This window comes from Curtobacterium sp. Leaf154 (genome assembly GCF_001424595.1).
Taxonomy (GTDB): Bacteria; Actinomycetota; Actinomycetes; order Actinomycetales; family Microbacteriaceae; genus Curtobacterium; species Curtobacterium poinsettiae.
In genome coordinates this window covers 219,115-232,145 of the sequence record NZ_LMOS01000004.1, presented here as the reverse complement: position 1 = coordinate 232,145, position 13,031 = coordinate 219,115, and the positions used below count along the sequence as shown (strand labels likewise).

General features: G+C 69.9%; 13 protein-coding genes and 1 tRNA gene. 5 read left to right on the top strand and 9 right to left on the bottom strand.

What is annotated here, in order from left to right; translation table 11 throughout:
• Window positions 1–29 precede the first annotated feature (29 nt).
• Both ASF75_RS07605 and ASF75_RS07600 read left to right on the top strand, forming a co-directional pair.
• Window positions 30–1,184 carry an AI-2E family transporter gene (locus ASF75_RS07605; RefSeq protein WP_056070256.1) on the top strand — a complete coding sequence of 385 codons (1,155 nt, stop codon included), beginning with the start codon at window positions 30–32 and terminating at the stop codon, window positions 1,182–1,184.
• A gap of 76 nt (window positions 1,185–1,260) precedes the next feature.
• Window positions 1,261–1,689, top strand: coding sequence for a BLUF domain-containing protein (locus ASF75_RS07600; RefSeq protein ID WP_056070253.1), 429 nt, complete (start codon window positions 1,261–1,263; stop codon window positions 1,687–1,689).
• A gap of 612 nt (window positions 1,690–2,301) precedes the next feature.
• Here the strand turns inward: ASF75_RS07600 and ASF75_RS07595 are convergent.
• From ASF75_RS07595 to ASF75_RS07585, 3 genes are read right to left on the bottom strand one after another with little or no spacing between them, the layout of a single operon-like run.
• Window positions 2,302–3,675 carry an ABC transporter substrate-binding protein gene (locus ASF75_RS07595; protein WP_056071014.1) on the bottom strand — a complete coding sequence of 458 codons (1,374 nt, stop codon included), beginning with the start codon at window positions 3,673–3,675 and terminating at the stop codon, window positions 2,302–2,304.
• A 26-nt stretch (window positions 3,676–3,701) separates the two neighbouring features.
• A complete protein-coding gene (locus tag ASF75_RS07590) occupies window positions 3,702–4,643 on the bottom strand; it encodes a carbohydrate ABC transporter permease (protein ID WP_027466099.1) in 942 nt (313 codons plus the stop codon).
• 11 nt (window positions 4,644–4,654) lie between these two features.
• The gene (locus tag ASF75_RS07585) at window positions 4,655–5,629 is read right to left on the bottom strand and encodes a carbohydrate ABC transporter permease (RefSeq protein ID WP_082509547.1); all 975 of its coding nucleotides are present in this window, start codon (window positions 5,627–5,629) and stop codon (window positions 4,655–4,657) included.
• Window positions 5,630–5,831: 202 nt separating this feature from the next.
• Here ASF75_RS07585 and ASF75_RS07580 point away from each other — a divergent pair, with 202 nt between their 5' ends.
• Both ASF75_RS07580 and ASF75_RS07575 read left to right on the top strand, forming a co-directional pair.
• A complete protein-coding gene (locus ASF75_RS07580; protein ID WP_414835788.1) occupies window positions 5,832–7,112 on the top strand; it encodes a Gfo/Idh/MocA family protein in 1,281 nt (426 codons plus the stop codon).
• Window positions 7,113–7,188: 76 nt separating this feature from the next.
• Window positions 7,189–8,202, top strand: a complete 1,014-nt coding sequence (locus ASF75_RS07575; protein ID WP_231564122.1) for a LacI family DNA-binding transcriptional regulator — start codon at window positions 7,189–7,191, stop codon at window positions 8,200–8,202.
• Window positions 8,203–8,273: 71 nt separating this feature from the next.
• Here the strand turns inward: ASF75_RS07575 and ASF75_RS07570 are convergent, their stop codons facing one another.
• Window positions 8,274–8,729, bottom strand: a complete 456-nt coding sequence (locus ASF75_RS07570; protein WP_056070243.1) for a winged helix-turn-helix transcriptional regulator — start codon at window positions 8,727–8,729, stop codon at window positions 8,274–8,276.
• A gap of 84 nt (window positions 8,730–8,813) precedes the next feature.
• Between ASF75_RS07570 and ASF75_RS07565 the strand changes: the two genes are divergently transcribed.
• Complete coding sequence (locus tag ASF75_RS07565; protein ID WP_056070240.1) at window positions 8,814–9,509, top strand: SDR family oxidoreductase; 696 nt, start codon at window positions 8,814–8,816, stop codon at window positions 9,507–9,509.
• Between the two features lie 84 nt (window positions 9,510–9,593).
• On the opposite strand, the gene ASF75_RS07560 is transcribed toward ASF75_RS07565, so the two are convergent.
• From ASF75_RS07560 to serS, 5 genes are all read right to left on the bottom strand, one after another.
• Window positions 9,594–10,157 (bottom strand): GrpB family protein, encoded by a 564-nt coding sequence (locus tag ASF75_RS07560; RefSeq protein ID WP_056070237.1) that lies wholly within the window; start codon window positions 10,155–10,157, stop codon window positions 9,594–9,596.
• Window positions 10,154–10,672: a GNAT family N-acetyltransferase gene (locus tag ASF75_RS07555; RefSeq protein ID WP_235517574.1), complete on the bottom strand. Its 519-nt coding sequence runs from the start codon at window positions 10,670–10,672 to the stop codon at window positions 10,154–10,156. The genes ASF75_RS07560 and ASF75_RS07555 overlap by 4 nt, the downstream gene beginning before the upstream one ends.
• A gap of 14 nt (window positions 10,673–10,686) precedes the next feature.
• Window positions 10,687–10,771, bottom strand: a tRNA-Ser gene (locus tag ASF75_RS07550).
• A gap of 82 nt (window positions 10,772–10,853) precedes the next feature.
• Window positions 10,854–11,717 (bottom strand): HAD family hydrolase, encoded by an 864-nt coding sequence (locus tag ASF75_RS07545; protein ID WP_156463825.1) that lies wholly within the window; start codon window positions 11,715–11,717, stop codon window positions 10,854–10,856.
• Window positions 11,714–12,976, bottom strand: a complete 1,263-nt coding sequence (gene serS, locus ASF75_RS07540) for a serine--tRNA ligase (protein WP_056070232.1) — start codon at window positions 12,974–12,976, stop codon at window positions 11,714–11,716. The genes ASF75_RS07545 and serS overlap by 4 nt, the downstream gene beginning before the upstream one ends.
• Window positions 12,977–13,031 lie beyond the last annotated feature (55 nt).

Genomic DNA, 13,031 nt, shown 5'->3' with positions numbered 1-13,031 from the left:
GCGGCCCGCTGGTCGGTAGCGTCTGGCGCATGCCGTTCTTCCGCGACGCTCCGCGCCCGACCACCCCAGCCCCGCCGTCCAGGGTCCAGGCCGCATGGTCCGACTCCGCCGGGCACTTCGCGACCCGGTGCCTGCAGCTGATCATCGTCGTGGTGGTCGTCGCCGGGGTCGTCTGGGCGAGCAACATCCTGAGCGTCGTCACGATCCCCGTGCTCCTCGCGCTCATCATCGCGTCGGCGATGCACCCGGTCGTGTCGTGGCTGCGCAAGCACCGCGTGCCGTCGGTGCTCGCCACCCTCGCCGTCCTGATCGGCGTGCTCGCGATCCTGGGCCTGATCGGCTGGCTCATCGTCGTCGCGGTCGAGAACCAGTGGTCGCAGCTGCAGAAGTCGGCGGTCGACGGCTTCCAGCAGCTGCAGGAGTTCGCGAAGAACCTGCCGTTCTCGATCTCCGACAAGCAGATCGACGACGCGGTCGCGTCGGCGTCCGACTTCGTCACGAGCGCCCAGTTCGGCTCCGGTGCGCTGGCGGGTGCGTCGGCCACCGCGAACTTCCTGACCGGGCTCGTGCTGATGATCGTCGTGCTGTTCTTCTTCCTGAAGGACGGCCCGAGCATCTGGGAGTTCCTGCTCCGTCCCTTCACCGGTGAGCGCTACGCCCGTGCACGTCGTGTCGGTGACCGGGTCGTCTCGACCCTCGGCGGCTACGTCCGCGGCACCGCCACCGTCGCCGCGGTGGACGCGATCGGCATCGGGGTCAGCATCGCGATCCTCGGCGTGCCCCTGGCCCTGCCGTTGGCCGTCGTCGTCTTCATCACGGCGTTCATCCCGATCGTCGGTGCGACCGCTGCCGGCATCCTCGCCGCCCTCGTCGCGCTCGTCGCGCTCGGCCCGGTGCAGGCACTCATCGTGATCGGCATCGTGGTGCTGGTGAACCAGCTCGAGGGCAACCTGCTGCAGCCCGTCCTGATGGGGCGGACCCTCAAGCTGCACGGCCTCGTCATCCTGATCGGCCTGACCGCCGGCACCGTGCTCGCCGGCATCACGGGCGCGATCATCTCGGTGCCGCTGATCGCCGCGGCATGGGGCGCCATCCTGGTGTGGGACGGCCCGAACACCCCGGCTCGACCCTGGCGGAAGAAGCGCAACGAGGACGTCACCGCGCACGAGCTGCCGCAGGGCTGATCCGCGGCGCCGATCCGTGGGGCGCGTTGCGGACATCCACTTCGCGCAACGGCCTGCCACCCAGCAGTATGGAGGAGTGCTCGTCTCCATCGTCTACATGAGTCGTGCCGTCGTGCCCTTCAACGACCAGGCCATGGCGGTGCTGCTCGCTGAGTCCCGGCTGCGGAACGAAGCGCTCGGGGTCTCCGGGCTCCTGCTCGCCAAGGGCGGCCGGTTCATGCAGCTGCTCGAGGGGCCGGCGTGGAGCGTGCAGGACCGGTACGACGTGATCGCGAAGGACCGGCGGCACGGTGAGGTCAAGTCGCTCGTGCGCGAGGACATCGAGCGCCGGCGCTTCGACGGCTGGTCGATGGCGTACCGAGCACTCGACGACTCCGACATCCGGTCAGAAGCGGGCTTCAGTCCCTTCCTCTCCGGGACGATGGACTTCCCGCGCTCGTTCGACCGGACCAGTGCGGCCTGGCTGCTGAAGTGGTTCCGCGACCGCGAGCTGCACGACCTCTGACCCGTCGGCTGCGCCGCGCCGCCCGGCCACCCGGCCACCGCACCGTGCGGGCTTCGCCACCCGGTGCGAGCTTGCCCACACCGTGCGCGCTTACCGCGCCGCACCACGCCACCAACCCCGCACCCAGTCACCACACACGCACCGTGCGCACCACCGGACGGGAGGCCCGTGGCCGGCCCGCACCGCGCCTCCCGGCCGCCGCACCGTGCGCCCACCGCCACCCGGTGCGAGCTTGCCCGCACCGTGCGCGCTCACAGCGCCGCACCACGCAACCAACCCCGCACCCAGTCACCACACACGCACCGTGCGCACCGCCGGACGGGAGGCCCGTGGCCGGCCCGCACCGCGCCTCCCGGCCACCGCACCGTGCGCCCACCGCCACCCGGTGCGAGCTTGCCCGCACCGTGCGCGCTCACAGCGCCGCACCACGCAACCAACCCCGCACCCAGTCACCACACACGCACCGTGCGCGCCNCGCCACCCGGTGCGAGCTTGCCCGCACCGTGCGCGCTCACAGCGCCGCACCACGCAACCAACCCCGCACCCAGTCACCACACACGCACCGTGCGCGCCGCCGAACCGGAGGCCCGCGGCCGCCTGCACCGTGCGCGATCAGGTGAGGGCGAGCAGGTTGTTCACCTGCTCGTTCACCCCGGTCAGCGTCGAGACCGGCTTGCCGTTCGCGTAGACGTCGTCGAAGGCGGGCTGCAGCAACGCCTGCACGTCGGCGGGGTTCTTCGTGACCGGGAACAGGAACGTCGTTTCCTCCTCGACCTGCCGGGTGAACGCCGAGACGTCCAGGCCGCGCTTCCGGAACGACGCCACCGCGGCCTCGGTGCCCGCGGGACGAGCGGGGAACACGATCCCGCTCCGACCGACGATCCGCTGCGCCTCGTCGCTGCCCAGGAACGCCACCCACTTCGCCGCGGCCTCGGGGTCCTTCGCCTGCTTCGTGATCGAGTCGCCGAGCCCGTTGAACATCGACGCGCGGTGTCCCGCCGGACCGATCGGGGTCGGGGCGACGGCGACGTCGAGGTCGTCCATGCCGAGGTACGAGCCGATCATCCACGAGCCGTTAAACGACAGCGCGCACTTGCCAGCGCCGAGCTGGACCTCGGGCCCGGTCGTGGTGGAGAACACCCCGTACTTCGCCATGTAGCCCTTCTCGGCCAGCCGGTAGTACCAGGCGAGGGTGTCCTGCACGACCCGCTCGTCGTAGCGGAACTTGTCACCCCAGGGGTTCTCGTTCGTGTAGAACCAGTCGACCGACCCGGTGAACGGCGACCACTGGGTCTGTCCGAAGCCGTCGCCGCCCGACCCGTTCGACGAGATGCCGTAGACGGCGACGTCGTCCTTGTCGAAGCCGTCCTCGTCGCCGCGTCGGCCCTTGGAGTCCACCGTCAGCCGGGCGAGCATCCGCTCGAACGTGCCGCCGTCGTCCGGGTTCCACTCGAGCGACCCGAGTTCCTCGGCGGAGACCCCGGCCTTCGCCATCGCCTTCTTGTCGTAGAACATCGCGACGGTGTCCCAGTCCTTCGGGGAGCCGTAGCGGTGGCCGTCCTGGCCCTTCCACAGTTCGGCGAGCCCGGACTGGTAGTCGTCGTCGCGGATGCCCTTGGTCGCGTCGAGTTCGTCGAGCTTGTAGAGCACGTCGAGGTCGGCGTACTGCGGGAACTTCGTCAGGTGGTCGGTGAAGACGTCGGGCGCGGTGCCGGCGATGAACCCCGCGGTGAGCTTGGTCCAGTAGTCGTTCCACCCGAGCTGGGTGATCTTCACGGTGATGTCCGGGTTCGCGCGGTGGAAGGCGTCGGCGACGGCCTGGTAGGCGGGTTGCTGGTTCGCGTCCCACAGCCAGTAGCTCACGGTCCGTGCACCCGATCGGCTGGTCGTACGCCGACCGGGCGACGAGCAGGCGGCGAGCGCACCGAGGGCCAGGGCGGAGGCGCCGCCGGCGAAGAGCGTGCGGCGGGTCAGTTGGTTCGTCATGGTGTTCGTCCTGTCCGACAGCCGGGTCACTTGATCCCGGAGAAGCCGATGGAGTTGACGATCCGCTTGGCGAAGACGCCGAACAGCAGGATCATCGGGAGCGCCGCCACCAGGGTCGCGGCCATGAGCCCGGCCCAGTCGGTGCCGGACTGCGGGGTCTGCGACTTGAAGACGCCGAGCGCGACGGTCAGCACCCGCGAGCTGTCGGTGTACGACACCATGAGCGGCCAGAAGTAGTCGTTCCAGCTCGTGATGTACGTCAGCACGGCGAGGGTGGCGATCGGGGCCGCCGCCATCGGGATGACGAGCCGGAAGAACACGCGGACCTTGCCGGCGCCGTCGATGAGCGCCGCCTCTTCGACCTCCTTCGAGATGCCGAGGAAGAACTGGCGCAGGAAGAACACCGCGAACGGGGTCATGAACATCGTCGGCAGGGCGATGCCGAGCAGGTTGTCGACGAGCCCCAGCTGCTTGATGAGCGTGAAGTTCGGCAGCAGCGTGAAGATCGCGGGGACCATCAGCCCGGCCAGGAACACCCCGAACACCTTGTCGCGGCCGGGCCAGCGCAGCCGAGCGAAGGCGTAGGCCGCCGCTGCCGAGAAGAACACCTGGCCGACGGTGACGAGCGTCGACACCAGGATCGAGTTGAGCAGGTACCGCCAGAAGTTCAGCGCGGCGCCGGAGCCGCCCTGCGCCAACGCCTCTTCGGTGGACTGCAGGCCGAAGACCCGCTCGAACCCGCCCAGGCTGAACCCGACGGGCAGCAGCGAGGTGGGGTCGGAGTTGATCGCGGTGTTCGACGACAGCGCGGTGCGCAGGATCCAGTAGAACGGGAACAGGGTGACGACGATGACGAGGATCATCGCGACCCAGGCGAGCACCCGGCCGAGCGACGGGCGGCGACGGTGGCCGGCGCCCATCCGGGGCGGGCGCGACGTGGTGACGGAGCGGGTGAGGGTCGTGGTCATGGCGCTTCCGTTCAGTCCAGGTCGGACTCACCCGAGCGGGTGAGTCGGTACTGGATGATCGTGATGATGCTGAGGACGATGAGGAGCGCGACCGAGACCGCGGACGCGTAGCCGAACTGGAACCGACCGAACGCCAGGTTGTAGATGTAGTTCTGCACGACGTTCGTGGCGTTCGCGGGGCCGCCCTGCGTGGTGACGGCGACGGTGTCGAACACCTGGAACGACCCGATCACGGTGATGATGAGCACCAGGGACAGGATCGGGCGGAGCAGCGGCACCGTGATGCGCCAGAACATCTTCCACTCGCTCGCACCGTCGATGCGCCCGGCTTCGTACACGGTCTCGGGCAGGGACTGCAGGCCGGCGAAGATGAGCAGCGCCGTGTAGCCGACGTGTCGCCAGACGTTGATGAGCGCGATCGAGGGGATGCCCCAGACGTCGCTCTGCAGGAACGGGATGCGGTCGAGGCCGAGCGCTGCGAGCATCTCGTTGCCGATGCCGAGCTGGGTGTCGAGGATCCAGAGCCAGACCAGGGCGGCGACGACGTTCGACACCAGGTAGGGCGCGAGCACGATGCCACGCACGAACGTCGACTTGGTCAGCCGGTGCATCATCACGGCGATGAACAGCGCGACGACGGTCTGGATGACGATGTTGATGAGGACGTACTCGATCGTCACGACCATCGAGTGCCAGAAGATCGAGTCCTGCACCAGTCGGGCGTAGTTCTGCAGGCCGGTGAACTCGGGCTCGGTGAGCAGGTTGTACGAGGTGAAGCTCAGGTAGATGCCCCGCACGGTCGGCCAGGCGAGGAACACCGCGAACCCGACGGCTGCCGGTGCGATGAAGACGAGCGCGAGCCACAGGTCGTTCCTGGGGCGGCGCCGCGGGACGGTGGTGCGGGCACGGGCGAGGTCGGCGGACCGACTCCTCCGTCTCGTGCTGGCGGTCGTCAAGGGTGACGACACAGGGCTCTCGGTTGCCATCGCGACTCCTTCGTCTGCGGTGGACTGACGTGCAGCAGTCCGTGAGCCGGGAATCTACACGTGGGGACCACGGCTCGCAAGAGGCTTTTTCCGGGCCGTGGACAGGGGTTGTCACGTGTAGACAGCGTGTGTCAGGATGGCGCTCGATCGCATCGGAGCGACCCGCTCGGCGACGCATCCCACACCCCTGGAAAGGTCACTGATGATCTCTGTCGGAATGGTCGGCGCGGGCCAGTTCGCCCCCCAGTTCGCCAAGCTGTTCAAGCTCCACCCCGACGTCGACCGGGTCTACGTCACGGACCTGGTCGACGAGCGGGCATCCGAACTCGTCGAGACGCAGCACCTCGACGGCACCTTCGACGACTTCGACGCCGTCCTCGCCTCGGACGTCGACGCCGTCGCGATCTTCACGCAGCGCTGGACCCACGGCCCGCTCGTGGTCAAGGCCCTGCGCGCTGGCAAGCACGTGTACTCCGCCGTGCCGATGGCGATCTCGGTCGACGAGATCCGCGACATCATCCAGGCGGTCCGCGAGACCGGCCGGACCTACATGATGGGCGAGACGAGCTACTACAACCCCGCGACGGTGTTCGCCCGCAAGCAGGTCGCCGCCGGCGCCTTCGGTCGGGTCTTCTACGCCGAGGGCGACTACGTGCACGACATGGACCTCGGCTTCTACGCCGCGTACCAGTACAGCGGGGGCGACGAGTGGAAGCGCACCGCCAGCTACCCGCCCATGCTCTACCCGACGCACTCCGTCGGCGGGGTCCTCGGCGCGATCCCCGGGCACGCGGTCAGCGTCAGCTGCATCGGCGTGAAGGACGACCGCGGCGACGGCGTCTTCGACAAGGACGTCAGCCAGTTCGACAACGACTTCTCGAACGCGACCGCCCTGTTCGAGCTCGACAACGGCGGGGTCATGCGCATCAACGAGATGCGTCGCGTCGGCTACCCGTCGCACATCCGCGAGTCGCGGTTCCGCTACTTCGGCACCGAGGCCAGCTTCGAGCAGCTCGCGAAGACGAGCGTGTGGCAGGACAAGGAGGACTCGTACGACATCAGCGACAAGATCGACACCCAGGCGACGATGTCCCTCGACGACCCGCGCCTGGCCGACGTCGACCCGTCCCTGCGTGACGCGTTCGTGTCCGGCTACGCCGAGGTGCACGACACCGACCGTCTGCCCGCCGAGTACGACGGCGTGCCGACCGGGCACGAGGGCAGCCACCAGTTCCTGGCCGACGACTTCGTCCGCGCCGTCGTCGACCGGACCCTGCCGCCGGTGAACGCCTGGACCGCCGCGCGCTTCACCCTGCCGGGCATCATCGCCCACCAGTCGGCGCTGCAGGGCGGCGCCCGGCTCGAGGTGCCGGACTTCGGCGACGCCCCGGAGACGACGAACGCCGGAGCGACGCCCGCGACGCCGACGAGCGCACCGACGTCAGCCGGCAGCACGTCGTCGGCTACGATCGCGTCCGAGTAACACGTGTCGTTCGGGTGCCGGTCCGTCGAGGGCCGGCACCCGAACGACGCTCCCGGACCCGACGAAGGTGGCACCCGTGACCGTCCCGACGAACCCGAGGGCGGTCACCCGCGCGGACGTCGCCCGCTACGCCGGTGTCAGCACCTCCGTCGTCAGCTACGTCGTGCACGACGGCCCCCGCCCCGTCGCCGCCGCCACCGCCGCACGTGTCCGCGAGGCCATCCGCGTCCTCGGCTACCGCCCGAACGCGAGCGCCCAGGCCCTGCGCACCGGCTCGTCGAAGATGCTCGGCCTGATCGTTCCGGAGCTCGACAACCCCTTCTGGTCCGAGCTCGCCGTCGCCGTCACGCACGCCGCCGCAGCACGCGGCTACGACGTCCTACTCGCCAACAGCGACGGCGATGCCGCCCAAGAGCGTGAGCGGCTCCGCAGCCTCTCCGCCCGCCAGGTCGACGGCGTCATCGTGACGAGCATCATGACCCACCCGGACCTGTCGACCGTCACCGACCCCGGCCTGCCGATGGTCCTGCTCAACACGTTCTTCGAGGTCCCCGAGTACGCGAGCATCGGTGTCGACGCCCTGCGCGGCGCCCTCGACGGGACCCGCCACCTGGTCGAGCACGGCTACCCCTCGATCGGGCTGGTGATGGGGCACACCGGATCGATGGAGCTCCGCGAGCAGGGCTGGATGCGTGCCCTGCGCCAGGCCGGCCTGCCCGACGGGCCCATCGTCCGTACCGACTTCACCCGCCGCGGTGGCTACGAAGCCGGACTCCGCATGTTCGCCGACGAGACCGGGCCCCGAGCCGTCTTCGTCAGCTCGGACATGCAGGCGATCGGCGTCATGCGGGCACTGTGGGAGCTCGGTCTGCGCGTCCCCGAGGACGTCGCGATCGTTTCGTTCGACGGCGCGGCCGAAGCGGACTACACGAACCCGCAGCTCACCACGGTCCGGCAGCCGATCGAGACGATGGCGGTCGCCGCGGTCGACCGCGTGCTCGGCCTCGACGCCGACAACCAGTGGCACCGTGACCTGGTCCCCGCCGAGTTGGTCCTCGGCGCGAGCTGCGGGTGCGACGTGCGTCGCTGACGCACCCAAAAGCGGACTGGAGGTTCGGGGGCGGGGCCGCAACGGGCCTCCAGTCCGTCAGCTGGTCGCGTTCAGGGCGCCGGCTCCATGACGGCGCGCAGGCGCGCGGTCGGGATGCGCTGCTGCGCATCCACCGTCACGGCGGCGGCCTCGACCGCCTCGCCGCTGTCGGCGTCGACGAAGCGCAGGTCCGACGGCCGCTCGGACGGGCGGTGCCGGTCCGCCCAGCCGCCGAGGGCGAGCAGCACGAGCGACAGGTCGCGGCCGGCGCCGGTCAGGACGTACTCCTCGCGGGCACGGGCTCCCTCGGGCTTGTAGGTCGTGCGCTCGAGCACTCCCCCGTCGACGAGTGAGGCCAGGCGTGCGGTCAGGACCTCGCGCGGGATGCCGAGGCTCTGCTGGAACTGGCTGAAGCGGGTCGAGCCGCCGAGGGCGTCGCGGACGATCATGAGCGTCCACTTCTCACCGAGGACGTCGAGGGAGCGTGCGATGGGGCAGCGCTCGTCGCCGCCGAGGATGCCGAGCATGTGTTCATCCTAGCTGGGTTCGATTTCCGGACACAACGTGCTAGGTTCGGTTTCCGTACTCATCTTCTCTTCTCTGGAGCACCTATGACCAACCTCACCAACGCCGTCGTCCTCGTCACCGGAGCGAACGGCGGCCTCGGCGCCGAGTTCGTCCGCCAGGCACTGGAGCGTGGCGCCACCAAGGTCTACGCGACCGCCCGCAACCCGCGCACCTGGGACGACGAGCGCATCGTCCCGCTCGCCCTCGACGTCACGAGCCAGGAGAGCGTCGACGCCGCAGCCCGCGCCGCGGCCGACGTGACCGTCGTCGTGAACAACGCCGGGATCGCCGGCTCCGACCCGCTCGTCGACGTCTCCGTCGAAGAGGTCGAGCGCATCTTCGCCACCAACGTCTTCGGCGCACTCCGCGTCGCCAAGACCTTCGCCCCCTCGATCGCGAACGGTGCACTGATCGATGTGCACTCCGCGCTGAGCTGGGTCGCCCTCGCCGGCGCGTACTCGGCGTCGAAGGCTGCGTTCTGGTCGATCACGAACTCCCTGCGCCTCGAGCTCGCGCCCCAGGGCACCCAGGTCGTCGGCGCCCACCTCGGCTACACCGACACCGGCATGATCGCCGACCTCGACGTCGAGAAGTCCGACCCCGCCGACATCGTCCGTTCGATCTGGGACGCGGTCGAGGCCGGCGAGCACGAGGTCCTCGCCGACCAGGTCAGCCGCGACGTCCGTGCCGGCCTGAGCGCCCCGCTCACCGCGCTCTACCCGATGCTCACCAGCGCCTGAGACCTGTTCCCGTTCGGGCGCTGACGGTTCTGGTTCGCGAACACCCGTATTCGTGAACCAGAACCGTCACCCGCCCCGATCGCGTCAGCCGCCCGCGCCGCGGTCCGTGATCCGACGGTTCGTGGCGGTGATGGCGGCGCGCTCGTCGTCGGACAGGCCGCCGACGCGCAGGATCCGTCCCAGCACCTCGCTCTTGCGCTCGATGTAGTCGTCGATGTCCTCGGCCTCGGTGGCTGCCCGGCGCTTCACGGCGGCGTACTCGTCGCGGAGCGCCGGGTCGGCACGCAGCACGTCGCGGACGGCCAGGTGGTTCCGCAGCGCGAGCGACCCGGCTGCGACGACGTAGGTGTTCGTCGGGGCGAAGCGCTCCGGAGCCCGGAACGCCTGCCGCCCCGGGACCCCCAGGTCACCACGCGGCGCGAACCCGATCGTCGCCATCGCCGCCACCGCGGCCGGCACGTCATCGGTGTCCACCACGACGTCGACGTCGAGCACGGGCTTCGCCGCCAGGCCCGGCACGGACGTGCTGCCCACGTGATCGACGCTCCGGAACGGCACGTCGGCGTCGTCGAGTGCGGCGGCGTACGCATCGTGCAGCTGCCGGAACCGCTCGGGCCACTCCGCCCGGTACTCGACGACCTCGATCACGGGGCCGGCGTCGGCGCGAGGAGCTGGAACATGACGTGGTCGCGCCAGACCCCGTCGATCTTGATGTACTCCGGCGCGAAGCCGTACCGGGTGAAGCCGGCCGACTCGAGCGCGCGCTGCGAGCCGACGTTCTCGGGCAGGGTCTCGGCCTGCACGCGGTGCAGACGGAGCACGTCGAACGCGTGATCGGCGGCCGCGCGGACAGCGCGGGACGCGTGGCCCTGGCGCGTGCGGTCGGCGCGGATCCAGTACCCCATCGCGCACGACTGCAGGGCGCCACGGACGACACCGCTCAGCGTGATGCGGCCGAGGAGTTCCCCGTCGGTCGACTCGATGACGAAGGGCACCGCGTTGCCGGACCGCTGCGCGGCGAGGGCCTGCGTGATGACGTCCCGCTGCCCGGACTCGGTGAAGTACGACGGCGCTCGGGACGGTTCCCACGGTCGCAGGTGGTCGGCGTTCTCGGTGATGACCGCAGCCAGGACGGCCGCGTCGTCGAGGCGGAGTGGGCGCAACCGTGTGTCCATCGCGGAGGGTGTGGGATTCGAACCCACGAGACATCTCTGCCCACCTGTTTTCAAGACAGGCTCCATCGGCCGCTCGGACAACCCTCCAGTGACGCGACCACGTGGCGAGACGTGATCGCGTCCCTGGAAGTCTAACGGGCCTCCAGGCAGGGGTGCGCGCGGAGGCGGACTAGCGCGGAAGCGAGTCGAGCGCCGCTGCCAAGCCGTCGTCGGCGATGCCGCCGGTGAGCTCGTTGCCGGCGTCGACGACGTCGTCGGGGGCCTGGCCCATGACGATGCCGCGACCGGAGGTCGAGGCCCAGCGGAGCATGTCGATGTCGTTGCGGCCGTCACCCGCGGCGAAGACGCGGGAACGCGGGATGTCGAGCCACTCGCGGACGCGTTCCATGGCGGTGGCCTTCGTCACGCCCTCGGGGGCGATGTCGAGCCACGACGTCCAGCCGACGGAGTAGGAGACCTTGTGCAGGCCCATCTGCTCGACGATCTGCAGGAAGTCCTCGGTGTCGTGGCCGGGCGAGATGACGACGACGCGGGTGGCCTCGACGCCGAGCAGCTGCTCGAACGGCACGTGCTCACCCTCGACGGTCATCGTGTCGTCGGGGAAGTTGCCGGACAGCAGGAAGTGACCGGTCTCGTCCTCGACGCCGAACGCGGCGTTCTCGAGCGCACCGTGGATGGTCTGCAGCACCTCGGACGGATCGAACCGCTCGACGTGTTCGCGCACGTAGGAGCCGTCGGCGCGACGGGCCAGGACGAGCGCACCGTTGGCACAGACCAGGTACTTCGGCCGGATGCCGAGGGTCTCGAGCAGGGGCACGGTCATGCCCTCGCTGCGGCCGGTCGAGAGCATGACCTCGTGGCCGGCGGCCTCGGCGTTCCGGACGGCGGCGACCACCGCCTGTGTGATGACACCGTCCTCGCGCATGGTGGTGCCGTCGATGTCGAGCGCGACCAGCCAGCGCTTGGTGCGCGCGGGTGCCTCAGCGCCCGCGCCCTGCTCGGATCCGTCCACGAACCGCCCCTGGGTGCTCATCGGGGCTCGATCACCTCGACGCCGCCCAGGTAGGGGCGCAGGACCTCCGGCACGACGACGGAACCGTCGGCCTGCTGGTGCGTCTCGAGGATCGCGACGATCCAGCGGGTGGTGGCGAGGGTGCCGTTCAGGGTGGCGACCGGGGCGGTCTTGCCGCTCTCGGTGCGGTAGCGGATGTCGAGGCGGCGGGCCTGGTAGGTCGTGCAGTTCGACGTCGAGGTGAGCTCGCGGAACGTGCCCTGCGTCGGGACCCAGGCCTCGATGTCGTACTTCTTCGCGGCGCTCGTGCCGAGGTCACCGCCCGCGACGTCGATCACGCGGTAGTGCAGCCCGAGGTCCTGCAGCATCTGCTCCTGGTACCCGACGAGCTTCTCGTGCTCGGCCTCGGCCTGGTCGGGGTGCACGTAGGTGAACATCTCGAGCTTGTTGAACTGGTGCACGCGGAGGATGCCGCGGTTGTCCTTGCCCGCCGACCCGGCCTCACGCCGGTAGCAGGTCGACCAGCCGGCGTAGCGGTGCGCGGTCTTCTCGATGTCGAGGATCTCGTCGGCGTGGAAGCCGGCCAGGGCGACCTCGCTCGTGCCCGTCAGGTACAGGTCGTCGGCCTCGAGCCGGTAGACCTCGGCAGCGTGCTCGCCGAGGAACCCGGTGCCGGCCATCGTCTCGGGGCGCACGAGCGTCGGGGTGATGAGCGGTTCGAAGCCCGCGGCGATCGCACGGTCGAGGCCGAGCGACATCAGCGCGATCTCGAGCCGGGCGCCCATGCCGCGCAGGAAGTAGAAGCGTGAGCCGGAGACCTTCACGCCGCGCGGGATGTCGATGATGCCGAGGTGCTCGCCGAGGTCGGCGTGGTCCTTCGGCTCGAAGTCGAACTCGGGCTTGGTGCCGACGGTGCGGAGTGTGACGAAGTCGTCCTCGCCGCCCTCGGGGACCCCGGGGAGCACGACGTTCGGGATGCTGCGGACGACGGTGTTGAAGGTGTCCTCGGCCGCGGTGACGGTGGCCTGCGCCTCCTTCACCTTGGCGGCGAGGGCCTGAGCCTGCTGCACGAGCGCGGCCTTCTCGTCCTTCGGGGCCTTGGCGACGGTCTTGCCGAACGCGTTCTGCTCGGCGCGGAGCGACTCGAACGAGGTGATCGCGCTGCGGCGGGCGGAATCGGCGGCCACGGCTTCGTCCACGGCGGCCTCGGAGGCGCGGCGTGCCCGCTGTGAAGCCTTGATGACGTCCGGGTTGTCGCGGAGCAGCTGTGGATCGATCACCGCTCCATCCTAGACAGGGGCAACCGCACGCAGCCTCGATCGGTAGCGTGGACGT

Excerpts from the sequence above, each read along its gene's own strand:
- ASF75_RS07565 (WP_056070240.1), top strand. The coding sequence starts at position 8,814 with ATGACCAACCTCACCAACGCCGTCGTCCTCGTCACCGGAGCGAACGGC.
- ASF75_RS07570 (WP_056070243.1), bottom strand. The coding sequence starts at position 8,729 with ATGCTCGGCATCCTCGGCGGCGACGAGCGCTGCCCCATCGCACGCTCC.
- ASF75_RS07580 (WP_414835788.1), top strand. The coding sequence starts at position 5,832 with ATGATCTCTGTCGGAATGGTCGGCGCGGGCCAGTTCGCCCCCCAGTTC.
- ASF75_RS07590 (WP_027466099.1), bottom strand. The coding sequence starts at position 4,643 with ATGACCACGACCCTCACCCGCTCCGTCACCACGTCGCGCCCGCCCCGG.
- ASF75_RS07595 (WP_056071014.1), bottom strand. The coding sequence starts at position 3,675 with ATGACGAACCAACTGACCCGCCGCACGCTCTTCGCCGGCGGCGCCTCC.
- ASF75_RS07585 (WP_082509547.1), bottom strand. The coding sequence starts at position 5,629 with ATGGCAACCGAGAGCCCTGTGTCGTCACCCTTGACGACCGCCAGCACG.
- ASF75_RS07605 (WP_056070256.1), top strand. The coding sequence starts at position 30 with ATGCCGTTCTTCCGCGACGCTCCGCGCCCGACCACCCCAGCCCCGCCG.
- ASF75_RS07545 (WP_156463825.1), bottom strand. The coding sequence starts at position 11,717 with ATGAGCACCCAGGGGCGGTTCGTGGACGGATCCGAGCAGGGCGCGGGC.